The 20,997-nt window shown below is 66.0% G+C and carries 21 protein-coding genes; 6 read left to right on the top strand and 15 right to left on the bottom strand.

Annotated features, from left to right (window positions below):
• Entirely contained in the window at positions 1-873 is an 873-nt protein-coding gene (locus tag LPW30_RS00225) for a RibD family protein (protein WP_239679793.1), read from the top strand.
• Here LPW30_RS00225 and LPW30_RS00220 read toward each other — a convergent pair.
• The 3 genes from LPW30_RS00220 to LPW30_RS00210 are packed head-to-tail and all read right to left on the bottom strand — an operon-like array spanning position 863 to position 4,212.
• Complete coding sequence (locus LPW30_RS00220; protein WP_239679792.1) at positions 863-2,794, bottom strand: glycosyltransferase family 4 protein; 1,932 nt, start codon at positions 2,792-2,794, stop codon at positions 863-865. The genes LPW30_RS00225 and LPW30_RS00220 overlap by 11 nt on opposite strands.
• The gene (locus tag LPW30_RS00215) at positions 2,791-3,189 is read right to left on the bottom strand and encodes a 6-pyruvoyl trahydropterin synthase family protein (RefSeq protein WP_025280468.1); all 399 of its coding nucleotides are present in this window, start codon (positions 3,187-3,189) and stop codon (positions 2,791-2,793) included. Before LPW30_RS00215 ends, LPW30_RS00220 begins: the two co-directional genes overlap by 4 nt.
• A gap of 21 nt (positions 3,190-3,210) precedes the next feature.
• The gene (locus LPW30_RS00210; protein WP_239679791.1) at positions 3,211-4,212 is read right to left on the bottom strand and encodes a zinc-dependent alcohol dehydrogenase; all 1,002 of its coding nucleotides are present in this window, start codon (positions 4,210-4,212) and stop codon (positions 3,211-3,213) included.
• 170 nt (positions 4,213-4,382) lie between these two features.
• Here LPW30_RS00210 and LPW30_RS00205 point away from each other — a divergent pair, with 170 nt between their 5' ends.
• The gene (locus LPW30_RS00205; RefSeq protein ID WP_239679790.1) at positions 4,383-5,096 is read left to right on the top strand and encodes a CDP-alcohol phosphatidyltransferase family protein; all 714 of its coding nucleotides are present in this window, start codon (positions 4,383-4,385) and stop codon (positions 5,094-5,096) included.
• Between the two features lie 6 nt (positions 5,097-5,102).
• Here LPW30_RS00205 and mreD read toward each other — a convergent pair whose 3' ends face one another.
• The 3 genes from mreD to LPW30_RS00190 are packed head-to-tail and all read right to left on the bottom strand — an operon-like array spanning position 5,103 to position 7,589.
• On the bottom strand, positions 5,103-5,594 hold the full coding sequence (mreD, locus tag LPW30_RS00200) for a rod shape-determining protein MreD (protein ID WP_239679789.1): 492 nt from the start codon (positions 5,592-5,594) through the stop codon (positions 5,103-5,105).
• On the bottom strand, positions 5,587-6,519 hold the full coding sequence (mreC, locus tag LPW30_RS00195; RefSeq protein ID WP_420797708.1) for a rod shape-determining protein MreC: 933 nt from the start codon (positions 6,517-6,519) through the stop codon (positions 5,587-5,589). Before mreC ends, mreD begins: the two co-directional genes overlap by 8 nt.
• Before the next feature lie 23 nt (positions 6,520-6,542).
• A complete protein-coding gene (locus LPW30_RS00190) occupies positions 6,543-7,589 on the bottom strand; it encodes a rod shape-determining protein (RefSeq protein WP_025280475.1) in 1,047 nt (348 codons plus the stop codon).
• Positions 7,590-7,713: 124 nt separating this feature from the next.
• On the opposite strand from LPW30_RS00190, the gene gatC reads away from it, so the two are divergent.
• From gatC to gatB, 3 genes are all read left to right on the top strand, one after another.
• Positions 7,714-8,001 (top strand): Asp-tRNA(Asn)/Glu-tRNA(Gln) amidotransferase subunit GatC, encoded by a 288-nt coding sequence (gatC, locus tag LPW30_RS00185; RefSeq protein ID WP_238623940.1) that lies wholly within the window; start codon positions 7,714-7,716, stop codon positions 7,999-8,001.
• A gap of 77 nt (positions 8,002-8,078) precedes the next feature.
• Positions 8,079-9,533, top strand: coding sequence for an Asp-tRNA(Asn)/Glu-tRNA(Gln) amidotransferase subunit GatA (gene gatA / locus LPW30_RS00180; RefSeq protein ID WP_238623939.1), 1,455 nt, complete (start codon positions 8,079-8,081; stop codon positions 9,531-9,533).
• A 54-nt stretch (positions 9,534-9,587) separates the two neighbouring features.
• On the top strand, positions 9,588-11,021 hold the full coding sequence (gatB, locus tag LPW30_RS00175; protein WP_238623938.1) for an Asp-tRNA(Asn)/Glu-tRNA(Gln) amidotransferase subunit GatB: 1,434 nt from the start codon (positions 9,588-9,590) through the stop codon (positions 11,019-11,021).
• 32 nt (positions 11,022-11,053) lie between these two features.
• Here gatB and LPW30_RS00170 read toward each other — a convergent pair whose 3' ends face one another.
• The 8 genes from LPW30_RS00170 to LPW30_RS00135 form a co-directional block, all read right to left on the bottom strand.
• Positions 11,054-11,839: a HesA/MoeB/ThiF family protein gene (locus LPW30_RS00170; protein ID WP_238623937.1), complete on the bottom strand. Its 786-nt coding sequence runs from the start codon at positions 11,837-11,839 to the stop codon at positions 11,054-11,056.
• Positions 11,840-11,844: 5 nt separating this feature from the next.
• A complete protein-coding gene (gene lipA / locus LPW30_RS00165; RefSeq protein WP_239679787.1) occupies positions 11,845-12,810 on the bottom strand; it encodes a lipoyl synthase in 966 nt (321 codons plus the stop codon).
• Positions 12,811-12,924: 114 nt separating this feature from the next.
• The gene (locus LPW30_RS00160; protein ID WP_239679786.1) at positions 12,925-14,169 is read right to left on the bottom strand and encodes an HDOD domain-containing protein; all 1,245 of its coding nucleotides are present in this window, start codon (positions 14,167-14,169) and stop codon (positions 12,925-12,927) included.
• Complete coding sequence (locus tag LPW30_RS00155; protein WP_239679785.1) at positions 14,162-15,385, bottom strand: HDOD domain-containing protein; 1,224 nt, start codon at positions 15,383-15,385, stop codon at positions 14,162-14,164. Before LPW30_RS00155 ends, LPW30_RS00160 begins: the two co-directional genes overlap by 8 nt.
• A 72-nt stretch (positions 15,386-15,457) precedes the next feature.
• Positions 15,458-16,732, bottom strand: coding sequence for an O-acetylhomoserine aminocarboxypropyltransferase/cysteine synthase family protein (locus LPW30_RS00150; RefSeq protein WP_238623926.1), 1,275 nt, complete (start codon positions 16,730-16,732; stop codon positions 15,458-15,460).
• 41 nt (positions 16,733-16,773) lie between these two features.
• On the bottom strand, positions 16,774-17,016 hold the full coding sequence (locus tag LPW30_RS00145) for a BolA family protein (RefSeq protein WP_239679784.1): 243 nt from the start codon (positions 17,014-17,016) through the stop codon (positions 16,774-16,776).
• 59 nt (positions 17,017-17,075) lie between these two features.
• A complete protein-coding gene (locus tag LPW30_RS00140; RefSeq protein WP_239679783.1) occupies positions 17,076-17,963 on the bottom strand; it encodes a hypothetical protein in 888 nt (295 codons plus the stop codon).
• Positions 17,960-18,919 (bottom strand): patatin-like phospholipase family protein, encoded by a 960-nt coding sequence (locus tag LPW30_RS00135; protein ID WP_025280486.1) that lies wholly within the window; start codon positions 18,917-18,919, stop codon positions 17,960-17,962. The genes LPW30_RS00140 and LPW30_RS00135 overlap by 4 nt, the downstream gene beginning before the upstream one ends.
• Before the next feature lie 136 nt (positions 18,920-19,055).
• Between LPW30_RS00135 and LPW30_RS00130 the strand changes: the two genes are divergently transcribed.
• Positions 19,056-19,814: a YdcF family protein gene (locus LPW30_RS00130; protein ID WP_239679782.1), complete on the top strand. Its 759-nt coding sequence runs from the start codon at positions 19,056-19,058 to the stop codon at positions 19,812-19,814.
• A 50-nt stretch (positions 19,815-19,864) separates the two neighbouring features.
• Here the strand turns inward: LPW30_RS00130 and amrS are convergent, their stop codons facing one another.
• Positions 19,865-20,902, bottom strand: coding sequence for an AmmeMemoRadiSam system radical SAM enzyme (gene amrS / locus LPW30_RS00125; RefSeq protein ID WP_239679781.1), 1,038 nt, complete (start codon positions 20,900-20,902; stop codon positions 19,865-19,867).
• Positions 20,903-20,997: the final 95 nt, after the last annotated feature.

Genomic DNA, 20,997 nt, shown 5'->3' with positions numbered 1-20,997 from the left:
ATGGAGCATCAGATGGCATCGCTGGAGACACCCGAGTTGGCCTGGTCGCTGATCCTGCAGGTGCGTGACCATGACTGGAGCCGGCAGCCCCGCGGCCTCTGGCACCTCCCCGGCGGGGAGCTGGAGATCACCGCTGGCGGGCACTGGCGCAGTCATGCCCTGATCGAACCGGAGGTGGCCCGGATGCTGGACTGCCTTCTCCCCCTGGCGGCCCACGACCGGCCCTGGGTCGTGGGCCAGCTGGGTCAGAGTCTGGATGGGCGCATCGCCACCCACACCGGGGCCTCGTATTACATCAGCGGCTGGGAGGCGCGGGTGCATCTGCACCGTCTGCGGGCCCTGGCGGATGCCGTGCTCGTGGGCGCCGGTACCGCCGCCACCGATCGACCGCAACTGACGGTGCGCCACGCGCCCGGGACCAGCCCGGCCCGTGTGGTGCTGGACCCGCGCGGGCGCGTGCCCCATGAGGGCCCCCTGTTCGAGGCGGCTGCGGATGCCGCGACGCCGCCCACCCTGCTGCTGTTGGGTCACGATGTGGGCCCGATGCCGGATCTGCCCACCCATGTGCGCTGCCTGCACCTGGAAACGGACGAGGCTATGGGGCGCATCCGTCCCCAGCAGGTGCTGAGCCGCCTGGCCCGGGCGGGCTATCGGCGGGTGCTGGTGGAAGGCGGCGGCGTGACCGTGTCACGGTTTCTTGAGGCGGGGCTGCTGGACCGGCTGCATCTGCTGGTGGCGCCCATGGTGATCGGCTCCGGACGGCCGGGGCTGTCGCTGCCGCCCATCGACACCCTGGATCAGGCGCTGAGGCCCCGGGTGCGTCGCTTCACCTGTGGCGAGGACACCCTGTTCGACGTGGATCTCAGGGGCTGATCCCGGGGCGGGCGAAGACATCCCGGTGGCCCACCCACAAGCCCAGATGGCCCTCCCGCAGCGCCTCGCCCCGGGCCCCGTGCCAGGCAATGATGCGCGCCCGCTCCCCGGGGGCCTGCGCCAGCAGGGCCTCCCGCCAGCCGGCCAGCGTGGCCACCCCCAGGGTGCGAGCCTCCTCGCTGCCCGCCGGCAGACACCAGGGGCTGGGGCGCTGGTGCACCCGGTAACCCCGGGCCTGCAGGAGTTGGACAAGACGGGACGGGGCCTCAGGTCCCAGGGCCGCCCCCAGGCCCTTGTTGCGCCGCTGATGGGCGTGGAACAGGGTTGTTGCCCAGGCATCCTCGGCATCGTCCTGTCGCCGGCCCTTGGCATCCAGAAAGCCCCGCGAGCCGTCCACCGATAGCGTCAGCAGCAGGGCAGTGCCCTCATGCGCGCAGGCATCCACCAGCTGTGACAGCCACCTGGCCGACACCAGATCCAGCAGGGCGGAGGCGGTGACCAGTTGCGTGCCTGCCAGATCCGCAGCCGAAAGATCGTTCAGATCCGCCGTGCGCACCTGTCGCATCACGTTGCCCCCATGGGCATCATGGGGCGGCGCATCCGCCAGGGCTGCCGCCAGCAGATCCGGATCCTGGTCCCAGAGCGTCCAGTGCTGTGGTCCGGGTAGCCGGGGTGCCAGGTGGCGCAGGTTGTTGCCGGAGCCGGCCCCCAGGTCCAGGATGGGATGGGGCGCCTCGCAGCGATGTTTCAGCCAGGCCGCGGCGGCCCGGGCCAGGCGCGGGTGTCGGGCGCGGATGTCGGCAGCGGCACGCAGGGCCAGCCAGTCGCCGGCAAAGCCCGCATCCCCGAGGCGGGGCGGCATGTCCAGTGCCACGGCAACCCGTCGGGCCGTTTCCGACCAGTCGGGCAGGCGCTCCCGGGCGGCCCGCGCCCCGGCGATCAGCCGGGCCCGCAGCGAGGCATCCGTGAGCCACCGCCGCAGGGCGTCGGCCAGGGCCGGGGCGTCATCGGGCGGCACCGCCAGTCCGGCTCCGGGGGGCAGGGTGTCCTCCAGGGCGCCGCCGGTGGTGGTGATGACCGGCAGGCCCCGGGCCAGTGACTCGGTCACCACCATGCCATAGCCCTCGTAGCGGGAGGGCAACACGAATACCGAGGCCGCGTCGAAGGCCGCGGCCAGTCTTTCGGCGCCAAGCTCACCGTGCAGGGTGACCCGCCCCCCGAGGCCCAGGGCACGACACTGTCGGCGCAAGCCATCCGTCCACGGGGGATCACGATCCGTGGAGCCCACCCAGTGGCAGTGCCAGGGCAGGTCCGTCAGATGATTCAGGGCCTCCAGCAGCACATCATGACCCTTGCGGGGGGCCAGGTGGGCCACGCAGAGCAGTTGCGGGATGGCCTGCTCCCCAAGGGTCGCATTATCCCGGGCGATGGCGCACAAGGGGGCCGGCGCCACCCCTGGTGGTGCCACGTGGATCGATGCCGGCGGCAGGCCCAGTGCCTCCAGGCGCCGGGCGGTGAAATCGCTGGTGACGATGATCCGGCTCACCCGTTCCAGGGCACGGGTTTCCAGCTCCAGCAACTGATCACGCCGGGCGGGCGCCAGGCCACTTTCATCCCCCAGCGGATGATGCACCAGGGCGGTCAGGTCCAGGCGGTCCGCGTGGGTGTCGATCACCCCGGGAAAGGCGCCCATGGCGAGACCATCCAGCAGGGCGCGGGAACCCGCTGGCAGGGCTGCCAGGGCCTGATCCAGCGACCGTCGGGCCGTTTCATCAGGGCCGGGGAAGGCGCCGTCGAGCCCCGTTGGTGTGACGGTCCAGCCCGCCGCTTCCAGCTCCCGGGCCAGATGCCGGTCGTACAGATAGCCGCCGGTGATCTGCCCGGGATCTCCCGGCACCAGCAGGGTGAGCCGATGATTCAAAGCGGGCCCTCGAAGCCTGCCTGAGCCACATGGGACTCATGCAGGGTCACCGCCAGGGCAGACAGACCCCGGGCCGAGGCCCCCAGACGTCCCTCGCGGATGGCCACCGCGAGTCGGTCGAAGATCACCCGGGCCATGAACTCGGTGGTGGTGTTCTGCCCCTGGAAGGCTTCCACCTCGTCCAGGTTGCGATAGTTGAACTCACCCAGGATCTGATGGAGCACCTCGCTCGCCCGCCCGATGTCCACCACCAGGTTCTCCTCATCCAGTGCCTTGCGCTTGAAGCAGGCATCCACCACGTAGGTGGCGCCGTGCAGGCGCTGGGCCGGTCCGAAGGTCTCGCCGCTGAAGCTGTGGGCGATCATCATGTGATCTCTTACGTTCACCATGTACACGGGGCTTCTCCTGGAATGTATTCAAGGGTTGGACATCGCGGCGGGATACCGAATCCGATGACAGAGCACCTGGCCTGCCCCCTCCACCAACGAGCGCATCACACGGGGAAGGTCAGCAAAATCCGATTCGCCACTGATCAACCGGTCCAGCACCGGATCTCGCAGCAGATCCAGGGCCAGGGCCAGACGGCGGCGATGATCCCAGCGGGGCGCACGCGCTGGCGGCAGTTGGCCCACCTGGCTGGAGCGCAGGGTGAGCCGTCGGGCATGGAAGGCCTCGCCCAGGGGCAGGGTGACCGGCGTGTCGCCATACCAGCTCATCTCCAGCACCAGGGCCTCGTGGCCCGCCAGCTCCAGGGCCCGCACCAGTCCGGCCGGCTGGCCGCTGACGTGGATCACCCGGTCCTGTTCCGAGGGGCCATGCTCCGGGAGGGCGAAAGTGGCCCCCAGGGCCTGGGCCAGTGGGGCCCGTTCGGCCTGCAGATCCACCAGGGTCACCCGCGTGCCCGGGATGCGTGCCGCCAGGTAGGCCAGCAGGGCACCCACCACCCCGGCGCCGATGACGCACACCCGATCCCCGGGGCTGATCCCTGCATCCCAGATGCCGTTGATGGCGGTTTCCATGTTGGCCGCCAGCACGGCCCGCCCCGGGGGCAGGTCCTCGGGCAGCGAGGTCACCGCCGTGGCAGGCACCTGATAAACATCCTGGTGGGGGTGCAGACAGAAGACCCTCTGGCCCTCCAGCTCGTCAGGGCCGGCCTCCACCCGGCCCACGCTGGCATAACCGTATTTCACCGGTCCGGGAAAGGCCCCAGCCTGAAAGGGGGCACGCATGCGCTCATGCTCCGAGGGCGGCACGCGCCCCTGAAACACCAGGGACTCGGTGCCCCGGCTGATGCCGCTGTAGAGTGCCATCACCCGCACCTGGCCGGCGGGCAGCGGCGGTATTGCCTCCCGGCGCAGCTCTCCCTGACCGGGGCCGGGTATCCAGAATGCGGTGGCGGCGGCACTGTCGGTGGACATGGCGGAATCTTTCGGCGTCGGCGCCTGTCAGTGGCTTCAGGGGCAGCATAGGCCCGAACGGGCCGAGTGTCTTCCCCCGCATGGGCCTGCCGGCCCGCAGGCATCGGTCAGCATCAGGCATCGGGAGCGCGCGCGACGTGGATAAAGCGGCAGAGATATTGAAGGGCAGGGTGGCTGATCCAAAGTCGCCCCCCCGGCGCCTGCTCCCTGATTTGCTGGTGGCCCTGGGCCTGCTGCTGGCGGGCCTGGCGTGGCTGATGGGTGCGGGGCCGCTGTCCCTGATGGCCGCGACCGGGGCCATCCTGGCCTATGCGCTGCTGGCCCTGCTGCTGCTGAGAGCCTGGCCGGCGCCCTCGGGCGGGTTCGGCTGGCCCAACCGGGTGACCCTGGTGCGCGCCCTCCCGGCCTGTGTGCTGGCAGGTGCCCTGATGCAGCCGGAGCTGTACCGCGAGCACGGTACGCTGATGGCCGGTCTGGCCGTGGCGGCCCTGTTGCTGGATGGCCTGGATGGCTGGCTGGCCCGACGGCTGGACGCCGCCACGGCCTTCGGCGCCCGTTTCGACATGGAACTGGACGCGGCCCTGATCCTGGTGCTGTGCCTGGGGCTGGCCCTGTCGGGCAAGGTGGGGGCGTGGGTCCTGGCCATCGGCCTGATGCGTTACGCCTTCGTGGCTGCCGGATATTGGGAGCCTCGACTGCAGCAGGCCCTGCCCGACAGCCATCGGCGCAAGGCCGTGTGCGTCTGGCAGGTGCTGGCCCTGCTGGCCTGTCTGCCCGGGGTGGTCAGCCCCGTCGCGGCCACCTGGCTGGCGGCCTCGGCGCTGCTGGCGCTGACGCTGTCCTTCGGGCTGGATGTGCGCTGGTTGTTGCGGCGGGTGCGCTGAGCGGCCTCAGCCCACGGACAGACACCAGCGCCGCCGGATGCCCCGCAGCGCGAAGAACACCAGGGGCCAGAGCAGCACGCTGCTGGCCAGAGGGGCCCAGTACAACCACGTGCCCGGGGCCATGCCGGTGATGCCATACACCCAGAGCACCAGCATGAGATGCACGGCCAGCAGGGCGCCCACGGTGACCGCCTGCTGCCAGACGGGGAAGAAGCGCACCCGCTGATGCAGGCGCAGACTGATCCAGGCGATCACGGCCAGCCCCAGGGCGTGTTGCCCCAGCAGGGCGCCCTGAGTCACGTCCAGCAGCAGGCCCAGGAACCAGGCCGTGCCCACGCCCACCTGCCGGGGCAGGGCGAGGGTCCAGTAGAGCACGGTCATGGCCAGCCATTCCGGCCGCCAGGGGGCCAGTTCCTCGGGCAGCGGCATCACCGTGAGGACCAGCGCCCCCACGAAAGTCATCGGGATCACCAGCAGGCGTGCGCGCCACTCACCCATGGATCACCTCGTCCACGTCCGGGTCGTCGGCGTCATCCGCGGGGGGCGGTTCGGTGGGCTCGGGGGGCGCAAGATCCGAAGGGGTGTCCGGGTCCTGGTCGGGTTGCGCGGGCCATAGCAGCAGAACCTCACGGGAGCGATCCAGGCGTGCCAGCGGCCGGGCTTCCACCCGGGCGAAGGATTCGCCGGGGGGACGTTCCACCCGGGTGACCTGGGCCACCGGATAATCGGCCGGGAAACGTCCCCCCAGCCCCGAGGTGCTGATGATGTCACCGCGGCGGATGTCCTCGCTGGGGGGAATGAAACGCAGGTCCAGGCGCTCCGGGTTGCCAGTGCCCACGGCCAGCGTGCGCAACCCTGTGCGGTTCACCTGTACGGGGAGGGCGTGGCTCGGGTCGGAGATCAGCAGGGCCACACTATTGAAGGCGTGAACCTCCAGTATCTGGCCCACCACCCCGGCGGCATTGATCAGGGGTTGCCCGGGATAGACCTGATGGCGGCTGCCCTTGTCCAGCACCACCTGCTGACGGAAGGGGTCCAGGTCCACCGATAGCAGTTGTGCGATGACCACCTGCTCCTGCAGGCGCTCGGCGGTGTCCAGCAACTCCCGTAGACGGGCGTTTTCCGCCTCCAGGGCCTCGAAGCGCAGCATGCGTGAACGCAGCAGCAGTTTCTCCTCCTGCAGGGCGCGATTGTGTGCCACGAGGGACTGATGAGTGGAGAACTGTTCGCCTGCCCAGACGCTCAGGCGCACGGGCAGGTCAGCGGCATACTGGATGGGATACACGGCCGAGGACAGCCAGGAACGCACGTCCTGGAGATGATGGTGTCGGTGGTCCACGGTCATCAGCACGAGGGACAGGACGACCACCAGGGCCAGACGGAATGCCGGCGAGGGCCCCAGGATGAAGAGCGGCTGTTTGATGGTGGGCCCTCCCGTGCGGTGTGTTACTCAACGGACAGGAAGTCGGCTCCGTGTTCGTCGAGCATTTCCAGCACTTTGCCACCGCCACGAGCCACACAGGTGAGGGGATCGTCGGCCACCACCACGGGGATGCCGGTCTCTTCCATCAGCAGACGATCCAGGTCACGCAGCAGCGCTCCACCGCCGGTGAGCACGATGCCCCGTTCGGCCACATCGGAGCCCAACTCGGGGGGCGTCTGCTCCAGTGCCGTGCGCACGGCACTGACGATGCCATGCAGCGGCTCCTGCAGGGACTCGAGGATCTCGTTGCTGTTGAGGGTGAAGGCGCGGGGTACACCCTCGGCCAGGTTGCGGCCCTTGATCTCGATCTCCAGCAGTTCCTTGCCCGGGTAGGCGGAGCCGATCTCGTGCTTGATGCGCTCGGCGGTGGCCTCGCCGATGAGGATGCCGTAGTTGCGCCGCACATAGGCGATGATGGCGTCGTCGAAGGTGTCACCGCCGATACGTACTGAAGAAGAGTAGACGATGCCATTCAGGGACATGACGGCCACCTCGGAGGTGCCGCCGCCGATGTCCAGTACCATGGAACCGCGCGCTTCGTCCACGGGGATGCCCGAGCCGACGGCTGCCGCCATGGGTTCTTCCATCAGGTACACCCGCCGCGCGCCAGCGCCCGCCGCCGATTCACGGATGGCGCGTCGCTCCACCTGGGTGGCCCCGCAGGGCACGCACACCAGCACCCGGGGGCTGGGGCGGAACATGCGATGGTGATGCACCTTGCGGATGAAATGCTGGAGCATCTTCTCCGTGGTGGTGAAGTCGGCGATCACGCCATCCTTCATGGGGCGGATGGCCTGGATGTTCTCAGGCGTGCGGCCGATCATCTTTTTGGCCGCGGTGCCCACGGCTTCCACCGAGCGCGGGCCGCCCGGTCCCCGGTCCTGGCGAATGGCCACCACCGACGGTTCGTTGAGCACGATGCCCTTGCCACGCATGTAGATCAGCGTGTTGGCAGTGCCCAAATCAATGGAGATGTCGTTGGAGAGTAGACCGAGTAGACGGCTGAGCATGGGTTTTTGTGTGGCGTCGCCTGCGAAAGGCGCTACTCTAGCAACCGCCGCAGGCTTTGGGCAAGGCGTCAACTATGCTACTTTACGCCGCTTAACCCAAGTATTCGTGATCCCGGAGCATGTCATGTCGCTGTCACTCGATGAGGTGCGCAAGATCGCCCATCTGGCCCGGCTCAGTGTCCAGGAAGAGGATCTGCAGGGTTACGCCCGCAACCTCTCCGACATTCTGGAGCTGGTGCAGCAGATGGAAGGGGTTGATACCCAGGGCGTGACGCCCATGGCCCACCCGCTGGATGCCTCCCAGCGATTGCGCGCCGACGAGCCCACCGAGACCGACCAGCGGGATCACTTCCAGGGTAACGCCCCGGCCGTGGAATCCGGCCTCTATCTGGTGCCCAAGGTGATCGAGTAGGCCCCTCCGTGGCGGTGGCCACTCCTTCTCAGCCGTCCCCGCGAGCCCTTTGACCGTCTTCAACCACGGAACGATCCATGCACGAGAAGTCCATTGCCGAACTCGCCACCGCTCTCAAGGACGGTGAGGTCTCCAGTGTCGAGCTGACAGCTCACTACCTGCGCCGCATCGAGACCCTGGACGACGCCATCAACGCCTATGTCACCGTGACCGGCGAGCAGGCCATGGAAGCGGCCAAGGCCGCCGACGAGGCCCGGGCCCAGGGGAATGCCGGCCCCCTCACCGGGGTGCCCATTGCCCACAAGGACATCTTCTGCACCGAGGGCACACGCACCTCCTGTGGCTCGAAGATGCTGGATAACTTCATCGCCCCCTATGACGCCACGGTGGTGGCACGCTTCAAGGCGGCGGGCTGCCCCATCCTGGGCAAGACCAACATGGACGAGTTCGCCATGGGGTCCTCCAACGAGACCAGCTACTACGGCCCGGTGAAGAATCCCTGGGATACCGAGCGGGTGCCCGGTGGCTCCTCCGGCGGCTCCGCCGCAGTGGTGGCCGGACGTCTGGCGCCGGGGGCCACGGGCACCGATACCGGCGGATCCATTCGCCAGCCGGCCGCGCTGAACGGTGTGACCGGCATCAAGCCCACCTACGGTCGCGTGTCCCGCTGGGGCATGATCGCCTTCGCCTCCAGCCTGGACCAGGGTGGCCCCATGGCCCGCACCGCCGAGGATTGCGCGCTGATGCTCAACGTGATGGCGGGCTTCGATCAGCGGGATTCCACCAGCATCCAGCGCCCCGATGAGGATTTCACCAAGCGCCTGAACACCCCGGTGAAAGGTCTGCGCATCGGCCTGCCCAAGCAGTTCTTCGGGGAAGGCATGGATGCGGGGGTGGCTCGCGTGGTGGATGAGGCCATCGCCCACTACAAGGGCCTGGGGGCGGAGTTCGTGGAGGTGGATCTGCCCCACTCGGATCTGTCTGTGGCTGCCTATTATGTGGTGGCCCCGGCCGAATGCTCCTCCAACCTGGCCCGCTTCGACGGCGTGCGCTATGGCTATCGCTGCGAGGACCCGAAGGATCTCCTGGACCTTTACATGCGCTCCCGCGGCGAGGGCTTCGGCCCCGAGGTGAAGCGACGCATCATGGTGGGCACCTACGCCCTCTCGGCAGGGTATTTTGATGCCTACTACCTCAAGGCGCAGAAGATCCGCCGGCTGATCGCCGAGGATTTCGCCACTGCCTTCAAGGATGTGGACGTGATCCTGGGGCCCACCGCCCCGAGCACGGCCTTCCGGCTGGGTGAGAAGACGGATGACCCGGTCACCATGTATCTGTCGGATATCTACACCATCGCCGTGAACCTGGCTGGCCTGCCGGCCATGTCGCTGCCCGCCGGTTTCAGCGATGGGCTACCCGTGGGCCTGCAACTCATCGGCAATTACTTCGAGGAAGCCCGCCTGCTCGGGGTGGCCCACCAGTACCAGTTGGGCACGGAATGGTGTCGGATGGCCCCGGGCGGCTTCGAGTAAGCCGCGGTCGCCGCAAATCATTCCCCGTCTTACGTCAAACATCAGGATCACTGTATGGAATGGGAAACGGTCATCGGGCTGGAAATTCATGCCCAGTTGTCCACCAGGTCGAAGATCTTCTCCGGGGCCTCCACGGCCTACGGGGCGGAGCCCAACACCCAGGCCTGTGCCGTGGATCTGGGCCTGCCGGGCGTGTTGCCGGTGCTCAACGAGAAGGCGGTGGCCATGGCCGTGAAGCTGGGCCTGGCCATCGATGCCGAGATCACGCCCCGTTCAGTGTTTGCCCGCAAGAACTACTTCTATCCCGACCTGCCCAAGGGCTACCAGATCTCCCAGTACGAGCTGCCGGTGGTGGGTCGGGGCCATCTGGAGATTGAGCTGGAGGATGGCGAGACCAAGACCATCGGCGTCACCCGGGCGCACCTGGAGGAGGATGCGGGCAAGAGCCTGCACGAGGACTTCCATGGCATGACCGGGATCGACCTGAACCGGGCAGGCACGCCGCTGCTGGAGATCGTCTCCGAGCCGGACATGCGCTCCCCCCGGGAGGCGGTGGCCTACATGAAGAAGATGCACTCACTGGTGCGGTATCTGGGCATTTGCGATGGCAACATGCAGGAAGGCTCCTTCCGCTGTGACGCCAACGTGTCGGTGCGCCGCCGGGGGACCGAGAAGTTCGGTACCCGCACCGAGATCAAGAACCTCAACTCCTTCCGTTTTCTGGAGAAGGCCATCGAGTTCGAGGTGGAGCGCCAGATCGATGTGCTGGAGGGGGGCGGTGCCGTGGTGCAGGAAACCCGCCTGTTCGACCCGGACAAGGGCGAGACCCGCTCCATGCGTTCCAAGGAAGAGGCCAACGATTATCGGTATTTCCCCGATCCCGACCTGTTGCCGCTGGATATCGACAGCACCTTTGTTGAACAGATAAGGGCAGAGCTGCCGGAATTGCCGGACGAGAAGAAGAACCGCTTCAAGACGCACTACGGTCTGTCGGCCTATGATGCGGCCACCCTCACCACCAGTCGTGAGATGGCGGATTATTTCGAGGAGGTGGTGGCGCAGGCGGATGCCGGCCAGGCCAAGATGGCCGCCAACTGGGTGATGGGCGAACTCTCCGGTGCCCTGAACCGGGAGGGCCGCGAGATCGGCGACAGTCCCGTGTCAGCTCAGGCGCTGGGCGGCCTGCTGGCGCGCATCCAGGACAACACCATCTCTGGCAAGATCGCCAAGGAAGTCTTCGAGGCCATGTGGGCCGGCGAGGGCGACGCCGACACGGTGATCGAGGCCAAGGGCCTCAAGCAGATCACGGACACGGGTGCCATCGAGCAGGTGATCGACCAGGTGATCGCCGACAATCCCAAGCAACTGGAACAGTATCGCAGTGGCAAGGACAAGCTCTTTGGCTTCTTCGTGGGCCAGGTGATGAAGCAGACGGGGGGCAAGGCCAACCCGGCGCAGGTGAATGAGTTGCTGAAGAAGAAGCTCTGAAGGGGGTAGCCCCACTGCCGCCGCTTCTCCCCTCATCCCCGGCCCTTCTCCCCCGAGGGGAGAAGGGGGTCCTGGGCCTTTGATCCACATATCGGGCACCCCGGGTCCTTCGGCACCCGGATGCTGCGCCACTCCATGCCCATGGCATCCAGTAGCAGCAAACGCCCCCTCAGCGTCGGCAACCCCACCAGCCACTTGAGGGCCTCGGTGGCCTGCAGGGTGCCCATCACCCCGGGCAGGCTGGCCAGAACACCCGTCTCCGAACAGGTCTCTCCCGTCTCCTCGCCCTCACCGTACAGACACTGATAGCAGGGGCTGTCGGGATTGCCCGGCTCAAACACCGTGATCTGCCCCTCCATGCGGATCACTGCAGCGGAAATCAGCGGTGTCCCCGTGGCCACACTGGCCCGATTGACGGCGAAGCGCGTGGCGAAATTGTCCGTGCAGTCCATCACCAGGTCGACCCCGCGCACGGCATCCTCCAGCGCCGCTCCCTCCAGGGCCTGGTCGATGCAGTGGATACGCACCGTGGGATTGATCCCCTCCAGGGTCTGACGGGCCGAGTGCACCTTGGGCTGGCCAATACGGTCGCTGGTGTGGATGATCTGGCGCTGCAGGTTGGACAGGTCCACCGTGTCGAAATCCACCAGGGTGAGCTGGCCCACGCCGGCGGCCGCCAGATACATGGCCACCGGACTGCCCAGCCCACCCAGGCCGATGATCAGGACGTGAGCGGTAGCCAGGCGCTCCTGTCCCTCGATGCTCACCTGGGGCAGGAGGATCTGGCGGCTGTAGCGCAGCAGGGCCTGATCATCCATGGAGCTCAGTCCTGCTTCCGGGCATAGGCGGCCGCCTGCTGGTCGGCGTGGTAGGAGGAGCGCACCATGGGGCCGCTGGCCACCTGGCGAAAGCCCAGGTCATAGGCCACCTGGGCCAGGTGCTCGAATTCCTCGGGGGTGACGAACCGGCTCACCGGCAGATGATGCCGTGAGGGCTGCAGGTACTGCCCCAGGGTGAGCATCTTGCAATCGTGTTCCCGAAGGTCCTTGAGGGTGGCCTCCACCTCATCCATCTCCTCCCCCAGGCCCAGCATCAGGCCCGACTTGGTGGGGATGTGGGGGTGGCGCGCCTTGAAGGCCCGCAACAGCTCCAGCGACCAGGCATAGTCGGCCCCGGGGCGGGCCTGGCGATACAGCCGGGGCACTGTCTCCAGGTTGTGATTGAACACATCGGGCAGACCCTTCTCCAGGGTGTCCAGGGCCAGATCCATGCGGCCACGAAAATCCGGAACCAGTACCTCGATGCGGATATCCGGGCTCAACGCGCGGGTGCGCACCGTGCACTCCACGAAGTGACCGGCGCCGCCATCGCGCAGGTCGTCCCGGTCCACCGAGGTGATCACCACATAGCGCAGGCCCATGGCCTGGACCGTGCGGGCCAGGTTTTCCGGCTCCTCCGGATCCAGCGGGTTGGGCCGGCCGTGGGCCACATCGCAGAACGGGCAGCGACGGGTGCAGATATCGCCCATGATGATGAAAGTGGCCGTGCCGTGCCCGAAGCATTCGCCCAGATTGGGGCAGGCAGCCTCCTCGCAGACCGTGTGCAGATGGCTGTCGCGCAGCACCCGTTTGAGGCGCTGCACCTCCGGGCTGCCCTGGGCGCGGGCACGGATCCACGCGGGTTTGCGTGGCGGACGCTCGGTAGGTGTGATCTTCACGGGGATGCGGGCCACCTTGTCGGCGGCGCGCAGCTTCTCGCCCCGAACGGGGCGCTTGGTGGTGTCGTTCATGGGGGAATCCTGTGCCGTGCCCGGGCCTTGGTGTGTTTGTGGCCGGGCTTTGATGCCCCATTCTAACAGCCCATGCGCAAGGCGCGGGCATGCCCCCGGGTGGCGTGGGGGGATTCAGGCCGGGGACGGGCTCTTGAGCATGTCCATCACCTGACGGATCTCCTGCTCTGCCTCTTCAAACAGGTCCAGCTTCAGTTCGTCGTTGGGGGGCTCCAGGCCCAGCTTCCGGTAGGCAGGCACCTGGTCATAGCGCGGAGCCTCGGCCATGGGCCATCCCTTGCGTGGATGCGTGAGCGCATAGAGATGTGCCACCAGCACCACATCGCAATAGTCTGGTGGGGCGCTGCCATTGCGTTCGAATTGATTGACCTCTCTCACCACGGTGCTCACATCCGGGCCCAGGCCCCAATCGTTGATCACCAGTTCCCCCACCAATGGGTGCAGGCGTTTGAGGATCGCGTCGATCTCGTGATCCTCCATTGTGGGGTGATTCTGGCCCAGGTAGTCCAGCAACGGCACCATGCCCACCTGGTGCAGCAGGCCGGCCAGTAGGGCATGCTCCGGGTCAAAGCGGGTGCCGTGGCGTGCCAGCACGAAGCTCAGGGCCGACACCCTCACGCTGCGATCCCACAGTTCCAGCATGCGTCGCTGAAACCCCCTTACCGAGGTCTTGAAGACCTGTTTCATGGCGATACTGATGACCAGTTGACGGGTTGCAGCATGCCCCAGGCGGGTGATGGCGTCGCGGACATTGTGCACCGGGGCCGCGCCCCCATACAGGGCGCTATTGGCCGCCTTGACGAGCCCCCCGGTGACCGCCATGTCCATCTGCACGATGCGGGACAGGCGGGTGGAATCCATCCTGGGGTCGTTGATGGCGGACTGGATCCTGGTGGCCACTTCCGGTAGCGCCGGCAGGGTCAGCTGGCCTGTGATGATGCGCTGATAGAGGCTGGAGAAGATCTCGCTTTCCACGTCGCTGAGGGTGGTTTCCTCAATCTCGTAACCGGCCTCACTCTGCTGCTGGCTCAGGGTATCGAACAGGTTGCGATCCACCCGTAGTACCTGGCATTGCGACAGGGCGACGGCATATTCCTGGAGGCGGCTGGCCCCGAAGATGGGTTGCTGGGCCCGCCGACTGAACGCTTCCACGACCAGTGGTTGTCCGTCGGAGAAGAGGCTCATCTTGCCGTCCAGCAGGTAGAGCATCCAGCGGGCCTGGTCCCCGGCCTGTATCCTCGAGCCGGTCTTCAAGGGCAGTTTCTGGGTCTTCCTGGCCAGTTGTTCCAGGGCGGCCGGCCCCAATTCGTTCAGATAGGCCAGCTTCTCGAGTGTGGCGGTATCGACTGCATCAACCATGGAGCACCTGCCGGATCATCTGCAATTCTCCCTCGGCCTCCTTGAGCACCTCCAGGTTCAGGTTCTCGTCCAGGGGGCCGAGTTCCAGTTTGGCGAAGGCGGGCACTTCATCGGTGCGCGGCAGGGCCTGGCCCTTGGGGGTATCACGCAGCGCGAATAGCTGGGAGACGATCACCAGGTCGCAATAGTCGGCCTTGGGCCCTTCATTCCGCGTCCACTGATCGGCCTGTTCCACCACGGCGATGAGTTCGTCATCCATGCCCCAGTAATTCATCACCAGCACGCCCGCCAGGGCATTGAGCTTGTTGACGGCCTCTTCCATGGCTTCGGGGCTCAGTTCCAGGCGGTTCTTGCCGATGAAGTTCAGGATGGGGACGGCACCAATGCGATGCATCAGCCCGGCCAGCAGGGCCCGATCCGGATCGAAGCCCCGCAAGTGCCTGGCCAGCACATAGGCGATGGCCGAGACGTTCACACTGTGTTCCCACACCTGGTGAATGCGTTCCCGAACCAGGCTGGAGTCGCTCTGGAAGGTCTGGCGCATGGCCAGGTTGAAGGCCAGGGTCTTGGTGGTATTGAAGCCCAGTCGGACCACGGCGTCCCGGATGTTGCTGATCTGCTTGGCCGTGCGATACAGGGGGCTGTTGGTGGCGTGGAGCAGGGCGCCTGCCACGGCCGGATCCATCTGCACCACCTGAGTGATCTCGTTCACGCCCACATTGGGGTCGTCGGCCATCTTCTGGATGCGCATGGCCACTTCAGGCATGGGGGGTAATTCCAGCTTCTTCTGCGCGGTGGCCAGATAGAGCTGTTGCACGATGGCCCCTTCCTCCGCCGTCGCCTCGGTATCCACCACCTCGAAGCCAGAGGTGCGCTCCTGGTTGAGCAGGTCGGAAAATGCCTGCTTGTTCACCTTGAGCAGGGTGGAGGGCGCCTCGGCCAAGGCAAACTCCCCCTGCACGCGGTCGCTGAAGAGGGGCAGGCGCGCGCGATCCGAGCCCCCTTTCACCCGGGTGGGGTTGCCCCGGCAGACCAGGGATATCAGGCCATCCAGCAGGTAGATGGCGTTCTCCCGCTCATCGCTGGCATGCAGCTTGCGGCCTGCCGGGAGTCTGGTGGTCTCCACCTGTCCCAGCAGGCGCTTGAGCCCCGCTTCGGACAACTCCTTGATGGGCGTCAGTGCGCTCAGGTCCTTGACGTCAACGGCGGCGGGCATGGTGGGAGATCCTGATCTTCTTCATGGGCATGGGTCTGTCATGCGGGGCGCCCCAAGAGGCGGGCGGGGCATTCAGCCAGCCGCCGCCAGGGCCTGATCCAGGTCCTCAAGGATATCATCCACGTGCTCCAGTCCAATGGACAGACGCACCATGTCCTCGGCCACGCCGGCCCGTTCCAGTTCTTCCGGGGACAACTGCCGGTGGGTGGTGGTGGCCGGGTGGCAGGCCAGGGTCTTGGCGTCGCCGATGTTCACCAGGCGCACGGCCAGTTGCAGGGCGTCGATGAACCGGGCACCGGCCTCGCGGCCGCCGTTGATGCCGAAAGAGAGGATGCTGGCAGCGCGGCCGTTCATGTATTTCTGCGCCAGGTGGTGATCCGGGTGATCCTCCAGGCCGGCGAAGCGCACCCAGTTCACCTTGGGGTGTTCCTTGAGGAACTGGGCCACCTTCAGGGCGTTGTCGCAATGGCGATCCATGCGCACCGGCAGGGTCTCGATGCCCTGCATGATCAAAAAGCTGTTGAAGGGGGACAGGGCGGCGCCCATGTTGCGCAGCGGCACCACCCGGGCGCGACCGATATAGGCGGCGGCCCCCAGGGCCTCGGTGTACACCACCCCATGATAGGACGGGTCGGGCTCGCACAGCCCCGGGAACTTGTCCTTGTGCTCCTCCCAGGGGAATTCCCCCGAGTCGACGATGGCGCCAGCAATGGTGGTGCCATGGCCGCCCATGTATTTGGTCAGTGCATGCACCACGATGTCGGCCCCGAATTCGAAGGGACGGCACAGATACGGGGTGGGCACGGTGTTGTCGGCGATCAGCGGCACGCCATGCTCATGGGCCAGGTTGGCCAGGGCCTCGATGTCCGCCACGTTGCCCGCCGGGTTGCCGATGGTCTCGCAGAACACCGCCCGGGTGTTGTCGTCCATCAGGGCGCGCATGCCGTCGATGTCGCCAGGGGCAGCAAAGCGCACCTCGATGCCGTAACGGGGCAGGGTGTGGGCGAACAGGTTGTAGGTGCCGCCGTAGAGGGTGCTGGTGGTGACGATGTTATGGCCCGCCTGGGCCAGGGTCATGATGGAATAGGTCACCGCCGCCATGCCCGAGGCCAGACCCAGGGCACCCACACCCCCCTCCAGTGCCGTGAGGCGCTTCTCCAGCACATCCGTAGTGGGATTCATGATGCGCGTGTAGATATTGCCCTGGACCTTCAGGTCGAACAGGTCGGCCCCATGCTGAGTGTCGTCAAAGGCGTAGGACGTGGTCTGGTAGATGGGGGTGGCCACGGCCTTGGTGGTGGGGTCGGGGCTGAAGCCGGCGTGAACGGCGAGGGTCTCGAATTTCATCGTGTGATTCCGTGAAGGCTAGGAAGGCGGCGCCGGCATGATCAGGAGGCGTTCGTGTCGGCTTCTTCCGGCGTGAAGGTACGTATGGACAAGGCGTGCAGCGCGCCACTGGTGATCTCGTTCATCACGGTGGCGTTGACCATCTGGTGGCGCTTGATGCGCGACTGGCCCGCGAAGGCCTCGCTGATCACCCGGGCCTCGAAATGGCCTTCGCTGCCGGTGACGGAGACCTGGGCATCGGGTAGACCCGTTTCAATGAGTGTCTTGACCTGATCGGGCGTCATGGGCTGTTTTCATGGTGTGAATTCGATGGGGTGATCATAGCGGATACCGGTGCCGCGCGTCATGGCGTGGCGCCCTCGTCATGGTCCGTAGGCCATGCGGAGGTGGGATGGGATGTGCCGGAGACATAAGCCTCGATGACCGGCATGTGCCGCTCCAGGGTGCGGCGCATGAGGGCAGACATCAGGTGTTTGCGGTCCACGTGTTCCACCCAGCCGAAGATGGACAGCCGCAAGTCTTCCAGGGTGTTCACGTTCACGTGGATGTCGTGGATCAGGCGCCGATACTCCAATGGCGTTGGGGCCGTGCCCAGGTCAGAAAAGATCTCCTTCAGGGCCTTGAGCATGGGGCCTGCCTGCGGGGGCAGGCCCAGGGCCGCCGGGGTGATCTCGGGGGGCTCGTCCACCTCCGGGTCCACCCAGATGCGAAAGCTCATCTGCTGCAGGGTGTGATACAGGGGCTCATCGGAGATGAGAAACACCAGCAGATTGCGGTGGTGGGCCTTGAGGGTGACATCACCGTAGTGCCAAAGCCCATGCTGGATGAACTCCGCCAGGCGCAGGTGCTCGGCAAAGGGCGCCCGGTGCAGACGATCCAGGATGAGCACAGCGGGTTCGCCTTCGCTCAGGGCGCAGGCCTCGCCCAGCACCCGGTCCACCGGGTCGATGGGCGGCTCGCCGGTGGCTTCTTCGTTCCAGTCCGGGATGATGCGCACAGGTTCGGGCGAGGGGGGCGGCATGTATTCGTGATACAGGATGTGCTCATACCCCAGGGCATGACCAAAGGCGGTGCGCCGCCGGCCCTGGGTGCCCTCGATGTTCAGGCAGCGCAGATGATCCACCCGGGCGGAGAGGAAACACTGAACCGGGTATTCATGATCCTCGTTGGCGACAAAGCCGTGCTCTGCCAGTCGCTGCCTGAAGGATTCCATCACCGAACGGCCTGTCATCCCTGGGCCAGCCGCGCCTTCAGATCCTCACGCAAGGACTCGATGGCCGGGCGGGACTGCTCCAGGATGTCCTGGTAGCGATTGAACTCCATCACCCGCACATCGCGGATCTTGGGTGTGACCAGAAAATCCGGCGGCCGGTGGCGCATCTTTTCCTGCAGGATGGAGAACTGCATGATCTGGAAGGTGTTGAAGCTATTGTCGAAGTACGAGGGCGTGTCCATCTTTCCGTCCTCGTCGGGCTGGCGCGTGCCCAGCACGTTCACGGCGATCACCAGGTCGCAATCATCCAGCAGCAGGTCGTAGGGCACCGGGTTGGTCAGGCCGCCATCCACCAGCACACGCCCGTTGTGGGCCACCGGATGGAACAGCCCCGGCATGGCCATGCTGGCCTGAATGGCTGGCCACAACGGTCCCTCTTCGAACACTGCCTGGGAGCGGTCCCAGTAATCGGTGGCCACCACCGTGAGGGGGATCTTCAACTCGTCGAAGGATTCCACCCCGGTGGCCTTGGCCAGATGCTCCACAAAGGCCTTTGAGCGCAGCAGGCCACCCTTGCCGCCGAATGGCTCGATGAATTCGATCCACCGGGTCCAGCTGCCGTTGAACAGGTCCTCGAACCAGTTGTTGTCTTCGTCGTCCAGGATGAGTGCTTCCATCACCGCCCGTACCTCCTTCGCACTCATGCTGGAGGCATACAGCGAGCCCATGATGGCGCCGATGCTGGTCCCGGCAATTCGGTGAGGCCGCAGGCCCAGTTCCTCCAGCAACTCGAAGACCAGCACATGGGCCACCCCCCGAGCACCGCCACTGCCCAGTGCCAGGCCGATGCGCGGGGCATCGCCCGCGCCATGATCACTGGCGGCCAGCGCGCCAACCGGCCCCAGCGCCGGCAGGAGGGAGCCCGCCAGCAGGGCTTTCAAGGCGCGACGTCTGACAGGATTGATTTCGTTCATCAGTTTGCTGCTCGTGTGTGTTGCAGTGCAGGGACATGACAACGCAGATTGCGCGTCGGTGCAATCCCATGGGTAAAGCCTGGGCAGCGCCGCGTTCATGTCCCGGATGTTGTCCGGATGTTGTAATGTTCGGAACATGACGACACTGGAACTGTTCATCATGCCGCCCGCCGGCGGGCTCATCCTGATCCTGCTGGGCCTGCTGCTCTGGCGCCGCCGGTTGGGGCGGCTGGCGATCTGGCTCGGACTGGGGGTGCTCTACGTGGCTTCACTGCCGGCCGTTTCCTACGCATTGATCCATGGGCTTGAAGCCCGGTCCGGTGCCGTGCCGCTGTCCGAAGCCGCTGCCAGTGACGCCCAGGCCATCGTCATCCTGGCCGGTGGCCGCCGCCCCAATGCTCCGGAGTATGGCGGCGAGGATACCGTGAACCGCTATTCCCTCAAGCGGGCCCGTTACGGGGCCTGGGTGCACCGTGAGACCGGATTGCCCATCCTGGTGAGCGGCGGGCGCGTGGGCGGTGATGAGCCCCTGAGTGAAGCGGAGCTGATCGTCAGCCTGCTGGAGAACGAATTCGGCGTACCCGTGCGCTGGGTGGAGGATGAAAGCCGCAACACCTGCGAGAACGCCCTCTACAGCGCTCAGCGCCTGGCCGAGGAGGGTGTGACTCACGCCCTGCTGGTCACGCAGGCCCTACACATCCCCCGCGCCCGCTGGTGCTTTGAAAAAACAGACCTTCAGATCACCGCCGTGCCCACCTTCGACCGTCAACCCGACCCTGACGAGTCTTTTGACTTGCGCGGATTCATTCCCCAGGCCAACGCCATGTCCCGCACCCGGTTTGCGTTGCATGAGTATCTGGGATTGGTGTGGTACCGATACTTCAAGTATCGCTGAATTCCACAGGGGGACAGATTTCAATTTGCCCCCATTTATCTTTCTTCACGTTACGCAAATCTCCCCGCGCACCGGGCACCACATCTTGGACACTGCCCATCAGCCCCGACATCTTGCCGGATCACCCGGTAGCCATCCCGCACCACAAGGGCCGCCCCACATCCACGACACCACGTGGTACTGCCCTCCGCATCATGCACATTGCCGATATACGCATGCCGCACCCCATTGTCCCGGGCAATGCGCCGTGCCCGTTGCAGGGTGGCCAGGGGCGTGCGGGGCAGGTCGGTCATGCGCCAGTCCGGGTGAAAGGCACTGAAATGCATGGGCACATCCGGTCCCAGCTCATCCACCACCCAGCGCGTCATCGCCTGTAACTGTTGATCATCATCGTTCCGACCGGGAATGAGCAGGGTGGTCAGCTCCAGCCAGATGTCGGTCTCGTGGCGCAGGTAGCGAAGGGTATCCAGCACCGGCTCCAGGTGGCCGCCACAGAGCTCCCAGTAAAAGGCCTCGTCGAAGGCCTTGAGATCCACATTCACCGCATCCATCGGCGCGAAGAACTCCTCTCGCGCCCCGGGGCTGATATAGCCCGCCGTCACCGCCACGCTGCGCACCCCCGCCTGATGGCAGGCTCGGGCCGTGTCGGTGGCGTATTCCATGAAGATCACCGGATCGTTGTAGGTGAAGGCCACACTGGCACAACCCTGATCACGGGCGGCCATGGCCAGTTCCTCAGGTGTGGCCCGGGCCTGCATGATGTCCATCTCCCGCGATTTGCTCATGTCCCAGTTCTGGCAGAACTTGCAGGCCAGGTTGCAGCCGGCGGTGCCGAAGGAGAGGGTGCGGCTGCCGGGCAGGAAGTGATAAAGGGGCTTTTTCTCGATGGGATCGGCCCGAAAACCGATGGCCCGACCATGGGTGGTGAGCACGATCCGGCCACGGCTGCGCCCGCGCACGAAGCACAGGCCGCGTTGGCCTTCATGGAGCTTACAGGCCCGGGGGCACACATCGCACTGCACGCGACCGTCGTCCAATGCATGCCAGTGGCGCGTGGGGAAGGCGGAGGTATCGGGCGTGATCTGCATGTGACCTTTGATGCACAAAAAGATAAAAGACAAAGTGAATGTGATATCTCATCCATCACTTTGTGGATGCGTTTTAGAACTTCACCCCGTGCCCA

Origin of the sequence: Ectothiorhodospira variabilis, from assembly GCF_022227625.1 — a bacterium.
GTDB lineage: Bacteria > Pseudomonadota > Gammaproteobacteria > Ectothiorhodospirales > Ectothiorhodospiraceae > Ectothiorhodospira > Ectothiorhodospira haloalkaliphila.
The sequence above is the reverse complement of the archived record's forward strand: the minus strand, read 5'-3'. Positions and strand labels throughout refer to the sequence as shown.

What these genes read in the sequence shown, in the direction of transcription:
- LPW30_RS00225 (WP_239679793.1), top strand. Translation starts at nt 1, where the DNA reads ATGGAGCATCAGATGGCATCGCTGGAGACACCCGAGTTGGCCTGGTCG.
- LPW30_RS00210 (WP_239679791.1), bottom strand. Translation starts at nt 4,212, where the DNA reads ATGTCCACCGACAGTGCCGCCGCCACCGCATTCTGGATACCCGGCCCC.
- mreD (WP_239679789.1), bottom strand. Translation starts at nt 5,594, where the DNA reads ATGGGTGAGTGGCGCGCACGCCTGCTGGTGATCCCGATGACTTTCGTG.
- LPW30_RS00190 (WP_025280475.1), bottom strand. Translation starts at nt 7,589, where the DNA reads ATGCTCAGCCGTCTACTCGGTCTACTCTCCAACGACATCTCCATTGAT.
- gatC (WP_238623940.1), top strand. Translation starts at nt 7,714, where the DNA reads ATGTCGCTGTCACTCGATGAGGTGCGCAAGATCGCCCATCTGGCCCGG.
- gatA (WP_238623939.1), top strand. Translation starts at nt 8,079, where the DNA reads ATGCACGAGAAGTCCATTGCCGAACTCGCCACCGCTCTCAAGGACGGT.
- gatB (WP_238623938.1), top strand. Translation starts at nt 9,588, where the DNA reads ATGGAATGGGAAACGGTCATCGGGCTGGAAATTCATGCCCAGTTGTCC.
- LPW30_RS00170 (WP_238623937.1), bottom strand. Translation starts at nt 11,839, where the DNA reads ATGGATGATCAGGCCCTGCTGCGCTACAGCCGCCAGATCCTCCTGCCC.
- lipA (WP_239679787.1), bottom strand. Translation starts at nt 12,810, where the DNA reads ATGAACGACACCACCAAGCGCCCCGTTCGGGGCGAGAAGCTGCGCGCC.
- LPW30_RS00160 (WP_239679786.1), bottom strand. Translation starts at nt 14,169, where the DNA reads ATGGTTGATGCAGTCGATACCGCCACACTCGAGAAGCTGGCCTATCTG.
- LPW30_RS00155 (WP_239679785.1), bottom strand. Translation starts at nt 15,385, where the DNA reads ATGCCCGCCGCCGTTGACGTCAAGGACCTGAGCGCACTGACGCCCATC.
- LPW30_RS00150 (WP_238623926.1), bottom strand. Translation starts at nt 16,732, where the DNA reads ATGAAATTCGAGACCCTCGCCGTTCACGCCGGCTTCAGCCCCGACCCC.
- LPW30_RS00145 (WP_239679784.1), bottom strand. Translation starts at nt 17,016, where the DNA reads ATGACGCCCGATCAGGTCAAGACACTCATTGAAACGGGTCTACCCGAT.
- LPW30_RS00140 (WP_239679783.1), bottom strand. Translation starts at nt 17,963, where the DNA reads ATGACAGGCCGTTCGGTGATGGAATCCTTCAGGCAGCGACTGGCAGAG.
- LPW30_RS00135 (WP_025280486.1), bottom strand. Translation starts at nt 18,919, where the DNA reads ATGAACGAAATCAATCCTGTCAGACGTCGCGCCTTGAAAGCCCTGCTG.
- LPW30_RS00130 (WP_239679782.1), top strand. Translation starts at nt 19,056, where the DNA reads ATGACGACACTGGAACTGTTCATCATGCCGCCCGCCGGCGGGCTCATC.
- amrS (WP_239679781.1), bottom strand. Translation starts at nt 20,902, where the DNA reads ATGCAGATCACGCCCGATACCTCCGCCTTCCCCACGCGCCACTGGCAT.